Here is an 18,220-nt window from a genome sequence, read left to right on the forward strand (position 1 = left end):
ATCCCTTGGGTGCATCCACGTGTCTGCGCTGCCCGAGGCTGCTGCCGATCCGTGGTTCATTGAGATATTTCGGTCATCCGCCGCGCCGGCACTCACCGGCGCAACGGAAGTAAGCGTATTTACTCCGCCGCAATTCCCATGCGGGCACGTTCCATCTCTTCCAGGGCACGGCGGTACTCGACCGGCATAACCTTGCGGAACTTCGGACGGTAGTCGACCCAGTTGTCCAGGATCTGCTTGGCGCGGGTGGAACCCGTGTAATGCAGATGGTTGGAGATCAGCTGGTAGAGGCGCTCCTCGTCGTGGCGCGTCATGTCACCCGAGACATCGACGCGTCCCTTGTGCGCGAGATCGCCGCCGTGATGATGCAGCTTCTCAAGCATGTCGTCCTCTTCCGGAACCGGCTCGAGCTCGACCATCGCCATGTTGCAGCGCTTGGCGAAATCGCCGGCCTCATCGAGAACGTAGGCCACGCCACCGGACATGCCGGCCGCGAAGTTACGACCCGTCTGGCCGAGAACGACAACGACACCACCCGTCATGTATTCGCAGCCGTGGTCGCCCACGCCTTCGACGATAGCGATCGCACCCGAGTTGCGGACCGCGAAGCGCTCACCGGCGACACCGCGGAAGTAGCATTCGCCTTCGGTCGCACCGTAGAGAACGGTGTTGCCGACGATGATCGACTCTTCCGCCACGATCTTCGAGTTCTCCGGCGGCCGAACGATGATCTTGCCGCCCGAAAGTCCCTTGCCGACGTAGTCGTTGCCGTCGCCGATCAGGTTGAAGGTGATGCCGCGCGCCAGGAACGCACCGAACGACTGGCCGGCTGTGCCCTTGAGCGTCACGTTGATCGTGTCTTCCTTCAGGCCACGATGATTGTAGCGCTTGGCCACTTCACCCGACAACATCGCACCCGCCGAGCGGTCGACGTTCTTGATGTCGACTTCGAAGGCAACAGGCGTCTTCGACGACAGTGCCGGCTCGGCTTCCGCGATCAGCTTGCGATCGAGAATGTCGTCGATCGGGTGCTTCTGGCGCATCGTCCAGTAGGTGGCTTCCTTCGGCGCCTCGACCTTGTGGAAGATGCGGCTGAAGTCGAGACCCTTGGACTTCCAGTGCGCAAGCATCTCGTCCTTCTCGAGCAGCTCCGAAGCGCCGATGATCTCATCGAACTTGGTGAAGCCAAGCGACGCGAGGATCTCGCGCACTTCGTTGGCGACGAAGAAGAAGTAGTTGATGACGTGCTCGGGCGTACCCTTGAAGCGCTTGCGCAGGACCGGATCCTGGGTGGCAACGCCAACAGGACAGGTGTTCAGGTGGCACTTACGCATCATGATGCAGCCGGCGGCAATGACCGGCGCCGTCGCGAAGCCGAATTCGTCGGCGCCGAGAAGCGCACCGATGATCACGTCGCGGCCGGTCTTCAGGCCACCGTCGACCTGCAGCGCGATGCGCGAGCGAAGGCCGTTCAGCACCAGCGTCTGCTGGGTTTCGGCAAGGCCGATTTCCCATGGGCTACCGGCATGCTTCAGAGAGGTCAGCGGCGATGCGCCGGTGCCGCCGTCGAAGCCGGAGACCGTGATGTGGTCGGCGCGCGCCTTGGCGACACCTGCGGCAACCGTGCCGACGCCGACTTCCGAGACGAGCTTGACCGATACATCAGACGTCGGGTTGACGTTCTTCAGGTCGTAGATCAGCTGCGCCAGATCTTCGATCGAGTAGATGTCGTGGTGCGGCGGCGGCGAGATCAGGCCGACACCCGGCGTCGAGTGACGGGTCTTGGCGACCGTCGCATCGACCTTGTGGCCGGGCAGCTGGCCGCCTTCGCCGGGCTTGGCGCCCTGCGCGACCTTGATCTGCAGCATGTCGGCATTGACGAGATATTCCGTCGTGACACCGAAGCGTCCCGACGCGATCTGCTTGATCGCCGAGCGTTCCGGGTTCGACGAACCATCAGGCAGCGGCATGTAGCGGTCGCTCTCTTCGCCGCCCTCGCCGGTGTTGGACTTTCCGCCGATCTTGTTCATCGCGATCGCCAGGGTCGTATGCGCCTCACGGCTGATCGAGCCGAAGGACATGGCGCCCGTCGAGAAGCGCTTCACGATATCGACCGCAGGCTCCACCTCGTCGAGCGAGACGGGCGTCCGGCCGAGCTGTTCGGCGCTCTTGATCTTGAACAGGCCACGAATGGTGTTCATGCGCAGCGCTGAATCATTCACCATCTCGGCGAATTCGCGGTAGCGATCCTCGGAATTGCCGCGCACGGCATGCTGCAGCGTCGCAACCGCATCCGGCGTCCAGGCATGGCTCTCGCCGCGCATGCGGTAGGCATATTCGCCGCCGATATCGAGCGTGGTGGCGAGCAGCGGATCCTTGCCGAAGGCAGAGGTATGACGGGCAACGGTCTCTTCGGCAATGGCTCCGAGATCGACGCCTTCGATCATCGTCGCGGTACCGAAGAAGTACTTGTCGACCAGCTCCTGCTGCAGGCCGATCGCATCGAAGATCTGGCCGCCGCAATATGATTGATAGGTCGAGATGCCCATCTTCGACATGACCTTGAGGATGCCCTTACCGACCGCCTTGATGTAGCGGTAGACGACTTCCGACGCGTCCACTTCCTTCGGGAACTCGCCCTTGGCATGCATGTCGAGCAGCGTGTCGAAGGCCAGGTAAGGGTTGATCGCTTCGGCGCCATAGCCTGCGAGCAGGCAGAAGTGGTGCACTTCGCGCGGCTCGCCGGTCTCGACGACGAGGCCGACCGAGGTGCGCAGGCCCTTGCGGATCAGGTGATGGTGCACGGCAGCGGTCGCAAGCAGCGCCGGGATCGCAATGCGATCGGGCCCGATCTGGCGGTCTGACAGTACGATGATGTTGTAGCCGCCCTTGACCGCTGCTTCCGCGCGCTCGCAGAGACGATCGAGCATCTCGGGCATGCCTTCGGCGCCACGCTCGACGTCATAGGTGAAGTCGAGCGTCTTGGTGTCGAAGCGGTCTTCCGTGTGACCGATCGAGCGGATCTTCTCGAGATCGCCATTGGTCAGGATCGGCTGACGCACTTCCAGGCGCTTGGCGTTCGCCATGCCGGTGTGGTCGAGAAGGTTCGGACGCGGCCCGATGAACGAAACGAGGCTCATGACGAGCTCTTCGCGGATCGGGTCGATCGGCGGGTTGGTGACCTGCGCGAAGTTCTGCTTGAAATAGGTATAGAGCAGCTTCGACTTTTCCGACATCGCCGAGATCGGCGTATCGGTGCCCATCGAACCGACGGCTTCCTGGCCCGTCGTCGCCATCGGCGACATCAGGATCTTGGTGTCTTCGGTCGTGTAGCCGAAAGCCTGCTGGCGATTGAGCAGCGACACATCGCGGCGCAACGCGCGCGGCTCGACCGGCTTCAGGTCTTCGAGAATGAGCTGCGTGCGATCGAGCCACTGTCCATAGGGATGCTTGGTCGCAAGCTCGGTCTTCAACTCCTCATCGGAGATGATCTTGCCCTTTTCCATGTCGATCAAGAGCATCTTGCCCGGCTGCAGGCGCCACTTCTTGACGATATCCTCTTCCGGCACCGGCAGCGTGCCGGCCTCGGATGCGAGGATCACGCGGTCATCCTTGGTGACCAGATAGCGCGCCGGACGCAGGCCGTTGCGGTCGAGCGTCGCGCCGATCTGCTTGCCGTCGGTGAAGGCGACAGCGGCCGGGCCGTCCCACGGCTCCATCAGGGCGGCGTGATATTCGTAGAAGGCCTTGCGCTCTTTCGACATCGACTGGTTGCCGGCCCAGGCTTCCGGGATCAGCATCATCACGGCATGCGCCATGGAGTAACCGCCGCGCACGAGGAACTCGAGCGCGTTGTCGAAGCAGGCCGTGTCCGACTGGCCTTCATAGGAGATTGGCCAGAGCTTGGAGATGTCATCGCCGAAGAGCGGCGAGGAAACCGATGCCTGACGCGCCGCCATCCAGTTGACGTTGGAACGCAGCGTGTTGATTTCGCCGTTGTGGGCGACCATGCGATAAGGATGCGCCAGTTTCCAGGACGGGAAAGTGTTGGTCGAGAAGCGCTGATGCACGAGGGCGACCGCGCTTTCGAAACGCGGATCCGACAGGTCGGTGTAGTAAGCGCCGACCTGATAAGCCAGGAACATGCCCTTGTAGACGATCGTCGTCGCCGACAGCGACACCGGGTAGAAGTGGCTCTCCTCGCCGTCGAACTCGTCATAGATGCGGTTGGAGATCACCTTGCGCAGCGTGAACAGGCGGCGTTCGAATTCATCGGTGGTCGCGGCATCCTCGCCGGCGCCAATGAAGATCTGACAGTGGTGCGGTTCGGTCGCGGCGATATCGGGCGCCTTGGACAGCGAAGAGTTGTCGACCGGCACATCGCGGAAGCCGATCAGAACCTGACCTTCCTCGGCGATGACGTCGTGCATCACCTTCTTGAAATGCTCGATCTGCTTCTCGTCGCGCGGCATGAAGATATGGCCGACCCCATACTCACCGGCCTTTGGAAGGGTAATGCCCTGCTTGGCCATTTCCTCGCGGAAGAAGCGGTCAGGAATCTGGACGAGAATACCGGCGCCATCGCCCATCAACGGGTCAGCGCCGACGGCGCCGCGATGCGTCAGGTTCTCGAGAATGAAGAGACCGTCCTTGACGATCTGGTGGGACTTCTGACCCTTCATGTGCGCGACAAAGCCGACGCCGCAGGCATCGTGCTCGTTGCGCGGATCGTAAAGCCCCTGTTTGGCCGGCAGACCGGAGGCGAATTTACGCGCATTGGCCGTCGCGAGCGTCGTTGCTGCTGCGAACTGGTCAAAACCCGTGGATGGCGTCTTCGTCATCATTCCCTCCTGTCAGAACCCGCGGGGCTGCGGGCGGCTTCTTGTCGTGCGCCGTCCCTGATCCTAGGTTCGACGCGTGACAGCGCTGTTGCACTAATTCGAAGATCCGGTCGCCGGCGGCAGGCTTTCCAGGGAAAGCAGCCGTTGCGCTACCGCGCCTGCCATCCGCCTCCGCACGCGGGCATTGCCCGCTTTTGAAGAACTATAGCGTGAAACCCCACGAGTGTAAGGTTTTTTGGCGCTCTTCGGCCATCGCGGCCAAAGTAGGACAGCAACCCTGTCCTAATTCACTTGATCTATGCCAGAAACATCCGACCTGCGCAAGAGTGCAGATTCAAAAAATCAGCGATTTGCGATACAATATTACCCAAATAGCGCTAATCAAGACATAAGATTACGCGTTTCCGCACTATTTTGTTTATTGATTGCCGAAGTCAATTTTTGTGATGGATTCCACGCCACCCCTTTGACCGACTGAGGTGATGGCGTAAGGTCGCCGCCCGAACCCCATCCTCATCACATCCCATCCGGTCTCTTTTCATGTATTTTGCATCCGACAACTGGGCAGGCGCCCATCGCTCCATTGCCGAACGTCTGCTCAAGGAATCCGACGGCTTTGCCGCGGCCTATGGCGCAAGCGATCTCGATCGACGCGTCGAACGGCGCTTTGCCGAAATCTTCGAGCGCGAGGTAACCGTCCTTTTCGTCGGCACCGGCACGGCGGCGAACTCGCTGTCGCTCGCAAGTGTCCAGCGACCGGGCGGCATCACCTTCTGCCATTCGGAGGCGCATGTGATCGCCGACGAATGCGGCGCACCCGACTTCTTCAGCGGCGCCCGCCTCGTCGGCGTTCCCGGCCCCGAAGGAAAGATCGATCCGGAAAAGCTCAAGGAAAAGATTGCGGCCTTCCCGCAGACGGCCGTGCAGCACGGACGCGCAACGGCCGTGACCATCACCCAGGCGACGGAAGCCGGAACGGTCTACAGTCTGTCGGAAATCGACGAAATCGCCGAGATCGCCCGGAAGGACAAGCTGCCCCTTCATATGGACGGCGCACGCTTTGCCAACGCCCTTGTCGCCCTCGGCGTCAGCCCGGCCGAGATGACCTGGAAGCGCGGCATCGACATGCTGTCCTTCGGCGCCACGAAGAATGGTTGCTGGTGCGCGGAAGCAATCGTCTTCTTCAACCCTGATAAGGCGACGGAGATGCCGTTCATCCGCAAGCGCGCCGCCCAGCTCTTCTCAAAGTCGCGCTTCATCGCGGCCCAGTTCGACGCCTATCTCGAGAACGATCTCTGGCTCGATCTCGCCCGCCATGCGAACGGCATGTCCGATCGCCTGCGTGCCGGCGTTACCGCAAGCAACGCGTCTCGCCTTGCATGGCCGACGTCAGCCAACGAAGTCTTCGCCGTCATTCCGAAGAGCGCCGCGAAAACGGCAGAGGAAAAGGGCGCCAAGTTCTACGCCTGGCCGGTGCCGCCGGCGACACCGGAACTCGTCGGACCGGACGAAACGCTGGTCCGGCTCGTCACCAGCTTTGCGACCAGCGAGGCAGATGTCGACGGTTTCCTTGGCTGCCTCGCCGGGTAAGATATCGGGCTCAGTTTTGATGGCCCGTCACGGCGGATTGCGGCTTGCCGCTATCCGTCGTTGTCCCGTCGTGTCCTGCCACGACAATCAACATCACACAGGCAACCAGCCCGGATACGAAGAGTACACCATACGTCATCGGTCCGTTCTCCTTGCCCCGAAGATCGACCATGGGATGACCCGACACTAGGCCCCGAACCTAACCAGATGCCTAAGTGATACGGTTGAGGACGCCTTAAGATGGTAAGCGGGCCATTAACTTTTAAATGAGACTGCGAACGAATATTTCGCGAGGACGAAGCGTTGTTGCGCTAGGTCAATACGCATAGCCGATTTGCTGGTTACCAAGCCGAGGCAGCGCCACGACTTGGCTTTGATACCTGATGACGACGAGGGAAACGCCGATGGAAATCCGCGCCGAACAGCCGAACGATATCGCCACCATCCGCGAAATCACCAAGGCGGCCTTCGCGCCAATGGCATACAGCAGCCGGACCGAGGCGGAAATCGTCGATGCGCTGCGCAGGGCGGGTGTCCTGACAATCTCGCTCGTCGCCGTTGAGGATGGCGTCGTCATCGGACACGTCGCCTTCTCGCCGGTCACGATCGATGGCCATGAGTTCGGCTGGCATGGCCTTGGCCCGATCTCCGTCCGGCCCGACCGCCAGAACGAGGGCATCGGCGGAAAGCTCATTCGACACGGCCTGTCGCAGTTGAGAGACATGGGAGCCATGGGCTGTGTCGTCCTCGGTGATCCCGGCTACTACAAGCGTTTCGGCTTCGAGAACGACGATGCCTTGATCTTCGAGAGCGCGCCCGCGGAATATTTCATGCGGCTAAGGCTCGACGGCCCGCCGCCTGCTGGAAAGGTCAATTACCACGAAGGTTTCAACGCCGCTTGATACCGAGGCGGCGACACGCATTGCCGGCCCCAACACCTCATGCGCTGGAACCGAGACGGCGTACCTTGCCGAGGATGTCTTCCGACAGCGCCGACACCAGCGCCTGATCGGCGCCCTTGCGTGGCACGAGCACGAATTCAACGTCCTCGAGGATGGGTAGCCTGTCGCGCCCGACCTCCTTCAGCCCGGATGGCGCCATGCTGCGCGGTTGCACCAGCACGCCCATGCCCGCCCGCGCCGCCGCCGTCAGCCCGCTGAGGCTGCCGCAGGTACAGACGATCCGCCAGGCGATCTGGCTCCGACCGAGCGCCTCGAGCGCGATGCTGCGGGTGACGCTCGGCGGCGGAAAGGCGATCAGCGGCAGAGGTCTGCCGCTCAGCACGTGATCAGGATCGCGCGCCAGCCAGACGAGCGGCTCGCGATAGACCAGCCGACCCCGCGCATCGCCGAGCCGGCGCTTCGCCAGCACCAGGTCGATCTCACCATTGTCCTGCATCTCGTAAAGCGTCCCAGACAGCGCCACGGTCAACTCGAGATCGACGGAGGGGTGCGAACGGACGAAATCCTCGAGCACCGCCGGAAGCTGGCTGGTCACGAAATCCTCGGAAACGCCGAGCCGCAGGTTGCCGCGCAGGTTCTGCCCTTTGAATTGTGACTGCACCTGGGCTTCGATCGCCAGCATCGCCCGAGCGTGGCTGAGCAGCGCTTCGCCGTCCGTCGTCAGCACGACCTTGTGGGTATCACGGGCCAGCAGTCTGCGCCCCACGGCGCTTTCCAGCCGCTGAATGTGCTGGCTGACCGTCGATTGGCCAAGCCCCAGCCGCTCGGCGGCAAGCGTGAAGCTGCCCATCTGCTCGACGGCGACGAAACTGCGCAACTGTGTCAGGTCAAGCATAGCCTATCCGGAAGTATGATAACTGTTATTCCTTGCATCGCGTATCATAATGGAAGAAATACCAATGATCTACTGATCCGACGAGTTATGCCATGCGCCGCTTTTTGCCCGATACATTCACGATTCTGCTGGTCTGCACTGTCATCATAGCCTCGATCCTGCCTGCTCAAGGCACATTCGCTGGTTATTTCGGCATAGCGACGAACCTGGCCGTCGCCCTCCTCTTCTTCCTGCATGGCGCACGCCTGTCGCGCGATGTCGTGATCGCCGGCCTGCTGCACTGGCGGTTGCATCTCGCCATTCTGCTGACGACCTTCGGCCTCTTCCCCATCCTCGGCCTTGGTCTCGGTTTCGTGCCGGACTGGATTCTGCCGAAGCCGCTCTATCTTGGCATCCTCTATCTCTGCGTTCTGCCCTCGACGGTACAATCGTCGATCGCCTTTACGTCGATAGCGGGGGGGAATGTGCCGGCCGCCATCTGCTCGGCATCGGCATCGAACATCTTCGGCATGTTCCTGACGCCGCTGCTGGTCGGATTGCTCTTCTCGGTCGGCGGTCATGGCGGCTTTTCCTGGGACGTGCTCGGCCAGATCCTTGTTCAGCTGCTGCTGCCCTTCATCGTTGGTCAGGCACTACAGCCTTGGATCGGCAACTGGATCCGCTCGAAGAAGACGCTCCTGATGCCCGTCGACCGCGGCTCCATCCTGATGGTCGTCTACCTCGCCTTCAGTAAGGCGGTCGTCGAGGGGCTTTGGCACACCTTCTCGATCGGCGACATCGCAGCCGTCATCATCGCCGACATGGCTCTGCTTGGCCTCGTCCTATGCTTCACGATGTTCGGCAGCCGGCTGCTGGGCTTCAACAAGGCCGACGAGATCACCATCACCTTCTGCGGCTCGAAGAAGAGCCTGGCGAGCGGCGCGCCGATGGCCAGCGTCATCTTTGCCGGCCAGTCGGTCGGCGCGATCGTGCTGCCGCTGATGCTGTTTCACCAGATCCAGCTGATGGTCTGCGCAGTGATCGCCCAGAAATATGCAACGAAGCACGCGCACCGCATCACCGAAGAGGAAGCCGAGGAAGCGACGAGCCCGGCCTGACGGCGACCATGAAAAAAGCGGCGCTCAACGAGCGCCGCCTGCATGATTGGCCTTGGGAGGACCGTTTAGTTGGTGATCTGGGCCTCGATGGCCTTCGGCGCGCTGACCGGCTCTGCCGCAATTGCGATCTTGCGCGGTTTCATGGCTTCCGGAATGCTGCGAAGCAGATCGATGTGGAGCAGACCGTTTTTCAGCGAAGCGGCGGTAACCTCGACATGGTCGGCAAGCTGGAAGCGGCGCTCGAAGGCGCGCTTGGCGATTCCGCGATAGAGGAACTCGCTACCGTCAGCCTTTTCCTCGCTCTTTTCACCCTTGACGGTGAGAGCGTGAGCCTGTGCCTCGATCGAAATCTCGGTCTCGTCGAAACCGGCAACGGCCATGGTGATGCGATAGGTGTTCTCGCCGGTGCGCTCGATGTTGTAGGGCGGATAGGTCTGGCCCTGGTCGGGCTGACCGAGACTGTCGAGCATGGTGAAGAGGCGGTCGAAACCGACGGTGGAACGGTAAAGGGGAGAGAAGTCTACGTGACGCATGATGTCCTCCTGAGGAAGCGACGTGTTGCGATAATTGCCCTGAAACCCCTTGATCGGCGGCCTCGGGACGGTTCGGCAGACCCGTTTGGCGCCTGCAGGAATGAGATGGGGATGGCTTTTCCGCAGTTCAAGACCTTGCCTCTGTCGGGCCAACCCCACCCCGCGTGAACCGCATATGAACACATGGTTCCGAAGCCGTTCAGAACGAGGAGAATAGGAATAGTGCCATCGGGTAACACTGTCCCGCTGGCTGAAGTGTATCGTCCCTTCGTCTTCAGCCCGATCTCCGACCGGCATCGCGGAACGCCAGTCCCGCATGCCGGTTTTTTTCTTTTTCAAGCCGACTGGCGCTAAGGCATTCGGGGAGATTGAACGGCATATTAGTTCATGCTTCAATGGCGACTTCACGATCAGCCATGGAGATACCGATGCCGACGGATATCTGGAAGGCCCGCGTCGAACGACGCGGAAAGGATCTGCTCGCCCCCTCGCTCGTTGCTATCGCCCTTCTCGGCGCCGGCATAACGGCCGCGCGCGCGGAAACGATCACCGTATCGCCTGTTGCCAAGGGCGGCGAAGGCATGACCATCCAGCAGGCGCTGGACAAGGCCCAGCCGGGCGACACGATCATGCTTGCTCCCGGCACCTATCTTCAGGATCTGCGATCGGTGCGCGACGGTCAGCAGGGTCGCGCGATCGTCATCAAGGGCAGCCGCAGCAGCATTGTCAGCGGCGGCGGGCAGCCTCGCGTCATCGAAATCAATCACGACTTCATCGAGTTGCGCGGCTTTACCGTCGATGGCCATTTCGAAGCCGCCAACACCAAGGACAGCTACCGCGACAAGCTGATCTACGTGATCGGCAACCAGCCGGGACGCGGTCCTAATGGGCTGAAGATCCTGAACATGGACATCAGGAACGCCGGTGGCGAATGCGTCCGCCTTCGGTATCAGGCCCGCAACAACGAGATCGCCAATTCCAGGGTTACCTCCTGCGGCCACGCCGACTTCAAGTTCAAGGATGGCGGCAAGAATGGCGAGGGCATCTACATCGGCACCGCCCCCGAACAGCTCGGACAGCGCGGCGCCCCCGATCGTGCGGTTGATCACTCGGACAACAACCATATCCACGACAACGTCATCAACACGGCCGGCAACGAGTGTGTCGATATCAAGGAAGGCTCGAGCGGCAACATCGTCGAACGCAACAGCTGCACTGGCCAGAAGGATCCGGAATCCGGCGGCTTCGATTCCCGTGGCAACGCAAACGTCTTCCGAAACAATACGGTATTCAACGTTCGCGGCACTGGCGTGCGCCTCGGCGGCGACGGCCCGAAAGACGGCCTGATGAACGACGTCTACGGCAACACGTTCCGCAACGTCGGCGTCGGCCTTGTCCGGGCTCAAAGGGCGCCGCAAGGCAAGATCTGCGGCAACATTTCCCAGAACAACAAGAGCGTGGCCGTCAACGACATAGGCAAGGCGCTCGATCCGACCGGCCCCTGCGATGGCCCGAGAGCGACGGCGGACGGCCGCACCAAGGTCGCTGCCCAGCCGAAGGAGACGGCAAGCCGCGAGAAACCGGAGAAGAAGGCCGACAAGCCATCGAGCGGCCTGATCAAGGATGGTCCGGCACTCGCCTGTCGGTCGTCCGTCGCCGGCTGCATCGTCGGCCGCATCGAAGGCGATGCCCGCAACCGGATCAAGATCTTCGACGCCAGCGATGTCGACCTGCGCGGGCACCACCTGATCCTGGCGACAGCCACCGGCCGCGATGGAAAGGCGATCGCGGTGAAATCGCTCGCCGGGAAGGTCGTCCGCGTGGAGTATGCGGGGATCGAAGAGAAGAAATTCTCCGGCGCAAGGATCGTCGAAGTTATGGATCGATAACCAGCATCGATGATGCGCTCCAACGCAGCCTTGGACCGCGCGCGCTTTTTTGTTTGATTTGACACGCCGATCCCCTATCCGCTTTACTCGATATCCGAATCCCGTGACGGACGCGATCAAGCAGCAATGGACCAGGTCCTCTTTTCGACACCCGATAATCCGGCTCCGGAGAACCGCACCGAGGGCTTCTTCGAGACCCACGACGGATACAAGCTGCGCTATGCGGTCTTCCGCGCGAGCACCCCAGTCGCCAAGGGCACGGTGGTGCTCCTGCATGGGCGCAACGAATATATCGAGAAGTATTTCGAGACGATCCGCGACCTTACGGCCAAGGGTCTCTGGGTCGCGACCTTCGACTTGCGCGGCCAGGGCGCCTCGCACCGCCTGCTGAAGAAAACGCATCTCGGGCACGTCAGGCGCTTTGTCGATTACGAGCATGATCTGGATACCTTCCTCGAGAAGATCGTCCTGCCCGATACCCGCCTGCCCTTCTACATTCTCGCCCATTCGACCGGTGCGCTGGTGGCACTTTCAGCCGCGCCCTACCTGTCGACGCGCATCGAACGGATGGTGCTGACCGCGCCCTTCATCGGCCTGTCAGGACAGGCAGCCTCGCCGGGCACGATCCGGCGCCTGGCGACGCTCGCCTGCTCGCTCGGCTTCGGCTCCTTCCCGCTTACCCGGAAAATCAAGGAATCGCCGTTTCGGGACAATCCGCTGACCTCGGACGAGGTCCGTTTTGAACGAAACGCCGCCATCGCCGCAGCCCATCCCGAGCTCGTGCTGGGCCCGCCGACCGCCCGCTGGCTGGTCGAAGCCTTCCACACGATCGACCGGGTGACCTCGCCGAACCACCTGTTCTCGATCACCATCCCGACGGTTGTCATCGCCCCGACACGCGACGCGATCGTTCCCTATATCGCCCAGGAACGGCTGTCGCGTTACTTCCGTGCCGGCCAGCTCGTGCCGATCAACGGCGCGCGCCATGAGGTACTGCACGAACGCGATGTCTACCGACACGCTGCCCTGGCTGCATTCCACGCCTTCATTCCCGGCAGCGACGCCGAAGAGGCGGAAGACGTGGAAGGCTTCGGCACCTGAGCCTGCGATCTCAGGCGACGTTCGCCCAGCGAACGCTCACTTCGTCCGCAGCACCGACCTTGAATTGACCGACAAGCTCGAACAGCGACTGCGCCTCTGACGCCAGCCGCCGGCTCGCGGCAGCCGTCTCCTCGACCATGCCGGCGTTTCGCTGCGTGTCCTGATCCATCGACAGCACGACGTCGTTGATCTGGGCAAGATTCGACGACTGCTCCTTGGCCGCATCGATGATGCCGGAGACATTGTCGTGCACCCTGACGACCTGTTCCGCGATGGCCTCCAGAGCAGCCCCGGTCCGGCCGACGAGCAGAACGCCGTCGCGGACGAACTGTTCGGAGTCGGCAATCAGCCCCTTTATCTCCTTGGCCGCCTGCGCCGAACGCTGTGCCAGCGAGCGAACCTCCTGCGCCACGACCGCAAAGCCCTTGCCGGATTCGCCGGCGCGCGCGGCCTCGACACCGGCGTTCAGGGCGAGCAGGTTGGTTTGGAAGGCGATCTCGTCGATGACACCGACGATGCCCGAAATACGGGACGAGGAGTTCTCGATGTTCGACATCGCCGCGACGGTCGAACGCACGACCTCGGCGGAGTCTTGCGCGTTCCGCGACGTCTGCTCGACGAGCACACCCGCATCGGCGGCGCGGCGGGCGGAATCGGAAACCGTCGAGGAAATCTCCGTCACCGCCGACGACGTCTCCTCGACGCAGGCAGCCTGGGTCTCGGTCCGCTGCGCCAGGTCGTCGGAGGCGATGCGGATATCCTCGGATCCCGCGGCAATCAGCGTCGCATTCTGCGCGATCGCGTGCAGCGCGGCGCGAAGGCGTCCGATCGATGCGTTGTAATCCGTCCGCAGCTTGTCGAGAGCTGATGTGAACGGCTGATCGATCGTCCGCTCGAGGTCTCCTTCAGCCATCGCCTGCAGGCCGCTGCCGAGCTCGTTGACGGCCCTCACCCGCTCGGTCACGTCGGTCGCGAACTTCACGACCTTGCAGACCTTGCCGTTCATGTCGAAGATCGGGTTGTAGGAGGCCTGGATGAACACCGTTCTCCCGCCCTTGCCGACCCGCATGAACTCATCGGACGCAAACTTCCCGGCAGCGAGGCTTGGCCAGAACTGCTTGTATTCGTTCGACGCGACATAGCGCGGGTCGCAGAACATCGCGTGATGCTGGCCCCGGATCTCCTCCAGCGTATAGCCGAGCGTTGCCAGGAAGTTCTCGTTGGCGGTCAGTATCCGTCCATCCGGCGAAAATTCGATGGTCGCCTGCACGCGCGAGATTGCATCGAGCTTGCCGGCGTCCTCGGCGCTCTTCAGCTTGATCGCCGTGATATCGGTGGCAAGCTTCACCACCTTGTACGGTACGCCGCCCCGGAGAACCGGATTGTAGGAAGCCTCGATCCAGACCTCGCGGCCGCCCTTGCCGATCCGCTTGTATTGCCGCCGGTCGAAGTGCCCCTGCCCCAGCTGCTGCCAGAATTCGCGGTAGTCAGCGCTTCCGGCTTCCGCCGGCTCGACGAAAATCCTGTGGTGCTGCCCGACGATTTCTTCGAGAGCGTAACCCATCGCCTGGCAGAAATTGGCGTTGGCATTCAGTATCTTGCCGGTCAGGTCGAATTCGATGATCGCCTGCGAGCGATTGACCGCATCAAGAATGGCCTTCGCATCGGCACCGGCGGTAATAGGAAAGAGCGACACTGAAAAATTCCTTTGACGTAAGCTGCGGCTTGGCGGCACGCCTGTTCCGCGATCCCATGAAATGGGCGAAGCAATTACAGCGAAATATTGAATCTTTGCTAACGCGCGAAGCGGTACCGGCATTCAGCCCGGGGTAGAAACCCACCGCCACCGCAAAGCGCAACCGGAACGAAATAAACACAACAAAGCCGCGCTGCTGGCAGCACGGCTTAAATAGTCCCGAACACGAGTGATACAGACTTACCGGTTGAGGATCGCGACGGCCTGCTCGTAGACGGCGCGGCTGCCGGCCGCGATGATCGAGCCGCCCATCTCGGGACGGCCGCCATCCCAGGTCGTGATAATCCCGCCGGCCTTCTCGATGACGGGAATGATGCCGCCGACGTCGTAAGGCTTCAGGCTGTTCTCGATGACGAGATCGACGTGGCCGGCCGCCAAAAGCGCATAGGCGTAGCAGTCGGTTCCGTAGCGGAACAGCCTCACCTGCCCCTCGATCTCGCGATAGCGATCCATCTCGTCGCCGGCAAACAGATGCGGCGAAGTGGTAAACAGGATGGCATTCGAAAGCGCGCCGCAATCGCGCACCTGCAGCCGGCGCTCGCCCTCCGGTCCCTTGTAGAAGGAACCGCTGTCATCGGCGAAATAGCGCTCGCCGGTGAAGGGCTGTTCGATCATGCCCATGATCGTCCTGCCGTTCTGCTGCAGGCCGATCAGCGTGCCCCACACGGGAACGCCGGATATGAAGGCGCGGGTGCCGTCGATCGGATCGATGACCCAGACGAATTCGCGATCGAGACCGACGCTGCCGTGCTCTTCGCCAAGAATGCCGTGATCGGGATAATGCTCTTCGATCAGAGCACGGATGGCGACCTCGGCCGCCCGATCGCCTTCCGTCACAGGATCGAAGCCGCCGAAGAGCTTGTTCACGACATCGAGGCCGGAACGAAAACGCGGCAATGTCTCGGCCTTGGCCGCTTCCGCCAGGCGATTGAAGAACGAACGATCAGGAAGCATGGTGAAATCCGTGTGATGGGCAGCGCAATGGCGCTTTTCTTAGCGGAAATACGGCCCGTTGCAAACGAGAGCGGCAGTTTTTAGCCGGCTGCCTATTATTTCATCAAGATAAAATGCTGCTTGACATTTGTGCAGTGCAGCAGTAGCCTTCAATTACAGTCTTCTGACTGTAAATACCCTCCTTGGGTGTTTCCTCCCTAGACTTGGACCGCCGCAAGGCGGTCTTTTTTTGAGGATGTGAAGGCAGTCGCTATTCGGCGGCAAGCGCGCTGTCGCTGGCGAACTTGGCGACATAATCCGCCATCTGCCGCATGAACGAGGTGATCGCGGCGGCGACGAGCCGAAAGTCCGGCCGCTTCTCTAGGGTCACCTCATCGACGTAAATCGACCGATTAACCTCGATTTGCAGCGCATGCAGCCCCCGCGACGGACGTCCGTAGTGCTCGGTGATGAACCCACCGGCATAGGGCTTGTTGCGGATCGCCGTGAAGCCGAGTTCCTCGAAGATACCGACGGCGGTGCGCGAAAGCTCTGCCGATGCGCTGGTTCCGTAGCGATCGCCGATGATGACATCAGGACGCACGGACGCGCCGGCAACCCGGATGTTGCCGGGCATGGAATGGCAATCGATCAGCACGCCGAAACCGAACTGGACGTGCGTGCGGGCAATCAATCGCCGCAGTGCAGCATGATAAGGCTTGTAGACGGCCTCGATGCGATCGAGCCCTTCCTGCACAGGCAGGCGGCGCGCATAGATTTCCATGTTCTCCGCAACGATGCGCGGAATGGTCCCGAGGCCGCCGGCAACCCGCAGCGAATTGATGTTGGCATAGGACGGCAGCAACCCGTCGAACATGCGCGGATCGAGCTCGTAGGGCTCGCGGTTGACGTCGAGATAGGCGCGCGGGAAATTCGCAAGCAGCATCGGCGCGCCAAGTGCGTTCGCCTCGCCGAACAGTTCATCCACATAATGATCTTCGGAACGGCGGATCGCCATGCCCTGGAGACGGGACTGGGCGATGAACTCCGGCGGATAGATGCGCCCGCTGTGCGGTGAGTTATAGACGAAGGGAATGGTGTGCGATTGAGGCTCCCGGACCTCGAAAAGCGCATATTCGGGGATTTCGCGCACCTTTTTCCCTCTTAACCATGCCCGGAATGATTGCTTCGCCCATGTTGCCAGTTGCCGGCCTTCAAGTCCATACTATCTCATGGGGATGAAGGCTCCCACGAGCCGTTCACCGGTTGTTTACTGGGCAAATCCTAGTGTAGATGACTGGAGCCCCATGCAAAATTTCACTGATCAGCGGTCTGGATAATGACTCAGAAGATACTTCTTGCAGAAGACGACAATGACATGCGTCGCTTCCTTGTAAAAGCGCTTGAAAAGGCTGGCTACAAGGTCCTCTCTTACGACAATGGTGCGAGCGCCTACGACAGGCTCCGCGAAGAGCCGTTCTCGCTTCTGCTGACCGATATCGTCATGCCCGAGATGGACGGAATCGAGTTGGCGCGCCGCGCCACCGAACTCGACCCCGACCTCAAGGTCATGTTCATCACCGGATTCGCGGCCGTCGCCTTGAACCCTGATTCGAAGGCACCGAAGGATGCGAAGGTACTTTCCAAGCCTTTCCACCTTCGCGATCTCGTCGACGAAGTAAACAAAATGCTTGCCGCGTAAGGCGTCGAGCGGCGCACGTCACAAATCTGAAAAAGGCCTATTGACGGCCAAATAGGTTTGTGGTCTATGCGCCGACATCGGATGGGCGTGTAGCTCAGCGGGAGAGCACTACGTTGACATCGTAGGGGTCACAGGTTCAATCCCTGTCACGCCCACCATCCTAATTAGCTGATAAGCAAGGGCTTTCGAGAAATCGGAAGCCCTTTTTGCATAGCGCTCCGTAGGTTCATCAAACCTGCACCTTGCCCGCTCTAGCCGCCCTTAGCCTTGATGTCCGACAACTCGCGTTCCAGCCGCTGCTGACTTGTCTTCAGGTCCATGATGACGTCGCGGGCGCCGTAGACCCCGCCCTGTGCTTCCTTCATATCCGTCAGCTGTCGCTGCTGGTCGAGGAAGCGTTGATCGTAGGCGGCGAACACTCGATCGAGTTCTTCACGCGGCACCTGGGCGTCTCGGACCTCTTTGACAGAGCCCTCCATCCGCGCCCGATCTTCAGCCCCCCGAGCGGTACGCCACTCCATTTCTTTTTGCGTGACCATCTTCTCGGAGATGACTAGCACCGCGGCTTTTAGATCCGTCGTTGCGGCATTGATCGGCCAGTAGGCCAAGCCGCCGAGTATGGTGCAGAAAGTCAACGCAACGCCTAGTGCCTGCCATTGAGGCTTGTTGCGCTCGGCGATGTTTGTGGCAAGAGCGGCAACGGAAGTCCGCATCTCGGTCGACAGCGATGAAACAGCCGATTCCATTGTCTTAAAGCCTGACCGCATTTCCGATTCGAGATCGGACTGTCGGCGGCCGAGGTTCGTCACGCGCTCGCCGAGCTGCGCCGTCATGGCGTCTTGGTAATGGCGGTTCGCTTCGCCGTTGTTCATTTCATCCACCATCTACCCCGATGCCCTTCCGCTGCGCATGCAATGCTATCGAGCCGCGCCGTGCGCGCTGCACTCTGTTGATGTCCAGACGCCGGCAGCGCAGAGGCCT

General features: G+C 61.3%; 14 protein-coding genes and 1 tRNA gene. 7 read left to right on the forward strand and 8 right to left on the reverse strand.

From position 1 onward, the window contains the following. Positions 1 to 119 precede the first annotated feature (119 nt). On the reverse strand, positions 120 to 4,844 hold the full coding sequence (gene gltB / locus ASE04_RS20040; protein WP_200960748.1) for a glutamate synthase large subunit: 4,725 nt from the start codon (positions 4,842 to 4,844) through the stop codon (positions 120 to 122). A gap of 537 nt (positions 4,845 to 5,381) precedes the next feature. On the opposite strand from gltB, the gene ASE04_RS20045 reads away from it, so the two are divergent. After that, positions 5,382 to 6,431 (forward strand): threonine aldolase family protein, encoded by a 1,050-nt coding sequence (locus ASE04_RS20045; protein WP_056820997.1) that lies wholly within the window; start codon positions 5,382 to 5,384, stop codon positions 6,429 to 6,431. Positions 6,432 to 6,441: 10 nt separating this feature from the next. Here ASE04_RS20045 and ASE04_RS31940 read toward each other — a convergent pair whose 3' ends face one another. Further along, positions 6,442 to 6,570 (reverse strand): hypothetical protein, encoded by a 129-nt coding sequence (locus tag ASE04_RS31940; protein ID WP_274533889.1) that lies wholly within the window; start codon positions 6,568 to 6,570, stop codon positions 6,442 to 6,444. A gap of 265 nt (positions 6,571 to 6,835) precedes the next feature. Here ASE04_RS31940 and ASE04_RS20050 point away from each other — a divergent pair, with 265 nt between their 5' ends. Next, positions 6,836 to 7,333, forward strand: a complete 498-nt coding sequence (locus ASE04_RS20050) for a GNAT family N-acetyltransferase (protein ID WP_056820999.1) — start codon at positions 6,836 to 6,838, stop codon at positions 7,331 to 7,333. Positions 7,334 to 7,370: 37 nt separating this feature from the next. Here ASE04_RS20050 and ASE04_RS20055 read toward each other — a convergent pair whose 3' ends face one another. Further along, positions 7,371 to 8,228 carry a LysR substrate-binding domain-containing protein gene (locus ASE04_RS20055; protein ID WP_056821001.1) on the reverse strand — a complete coding sequence of 286 codons (858 nt, stop codon included), beginning with the start codon at positions 8,226 to 8,228 and terminating at the stop codon, positions 7,371 to 7,373. 92 nt (positions 8,229 to 8,320) lie between these two features. Between ASE04_RS20055 and ASE04_RS20060 the strand changes: the two genes are divergently transcribed. Then, positions 8,321 to 9,325: a bile acid:sodium symporter family protein gene (locus ASE04_RS20060; RefSeq protein WP_056821003.1), complete on the forward strand. Its 1,005-nt coding sequence runs from the start codon at positions 8,321 to 8,323 to the stop codon at positions 9,323 to 9,325. Positions 9,326 to 9,390: 65 nt separating this feature from the next. On the opposite strand, the gene ASE04_RS20065 is transcribed toward ASE04_RS20060, so the two are convergent. Further along, positions 9,391 to 9,858, reverse strand: a complete 468-nt coding sequence (locus ASE04_RS20065; protein WP_056821004.1) for an Hsp20 family protein — start codon at positions 9,856 to 9,858, stop codon at positions 9,391 to 9,393. 428 nt (positions 9,859 to 10,286) lie between these two features. On the opposite strand from ASE04_RS20065, the gene ASE04_RS20070 reads away from it, so the two are divergent. Then, positions 10,287 to 11,747, forward strand: coding sequence for a right-handed parallel beta-helix repeat-containing protein (locus tag ASE04_RS20070; protein ID WP_056821006.1), 1,461 nt, complete (start codon positions 10,287 to 10,289; stop codon positions 11,745 to 11,747). Between the two features lie 126 nt (positions 11,748 to 11,873). Continuing rightward, positions 11,874 to 12,848, forward strand: a complete 975-nt coding sequence (locus ASE04_RS20075) for an alpha/beta fold hydrolase (protein ID WP_056821010.1) — start codon at positions 11,874 to 11,876, stop codon at positions 12,846 to 12,848. Between the two features lie 10 nt (positions 12,849 to 12,858). Here the strand turns inward: ASE04_RS20075 and ASE04_RS20080 are convergent, their stop codons facing one another. From ASE04_RS20080 to ASE04_RS20090, 3 genes are all read right to left on the reverse strand, one after another. Then, positions 12,859 to 14,544: a methyl-accepting chemotaxis protein gene (locus ASE04_RS20080; protein WP_056821012.1), complete on the reverse strand. Its 1,686-nt coding sequence runs from the start codon at positions 14,542 to 14,544 to the stop codon at positions 12,859 to 12,861. A gap of 240 nt (positions 14,545 to 14,784) precedes the next feature. Then, positions 14,785 to 15,558 (reverse strand): histidinol-phosphatase, encoded by a 774-nt coding sequence (gene hisN / locus ASE04_RS20085; protein WP_056821014.1) that lies wholly within the window; start codon positions 15,556 to 15,558, stop codon positions 14,785 to 14,787. A 250-nt stretch (positions 15,559 to 15,808) separates the two neighbouring features. After that, positions 15,809 to 16,690, reverse strand: coding sequence for an N-formylglutamate amidohydrolase (locus tag ASE04_RS20090; protein ID WP_056821016.1), 882 nt, complete (start codon positions 16,688 to 16,690; stop codon positions 15,809 to 15,811). 186 nt (positions 16,691 to 16,876) lie between these two features. Here ASE04_RS20090 and cpdR1 point away from each other — a divergent pair, with 186 nt between their 5' ends. Further along, positions 16,877 to 17,239, forward strand: coding sequence for a response regulator CpdR1 (gene cpdR1, locus ASE04_RS20095; protein ID WP_003542883.1), 363 nt, complete (start codon positions 16,877 to 16,879; stop codon positions 17,237 to 17,239). A gap of 83 nt (positions 17,240 to 17,322) precedes the next feature. Beyond that, positions 17,323 to 17,397, forward strand: a tRNA-Val gene (locus ASE04_RS20100). A gap of 93 nt (positions 17,398 to 17,490) precedes the next feature. Here the strand turns inward: ASE04_RS20100 and ASE04_RS20105 are convergent. After that, positions 17,491 to 18,111 carry a hypothetical protein gene (locus ASE04_RS20105; RefSeq protein ID WP_056821491.1) on the reverse strand — a complete coding sequence of 207 codons (621 nt, stop codon included), beginning with the start codon at positions 18,109 to 18,111 and terminating at the stop codon, positions 17,491 to 17,493. Positions 18,112 to 18,220 lie beyond the last annotated feature (109 nt).

Origin of the sequence: Rhizobium sp. Root708 (assembly GCF_001429725.1) — a bacterium.
GTDB lineage: Bacteria > Pseudomonadota > Alphaproteobacteria > Rhizobiales > Rhizobiaceae > Rhizobium.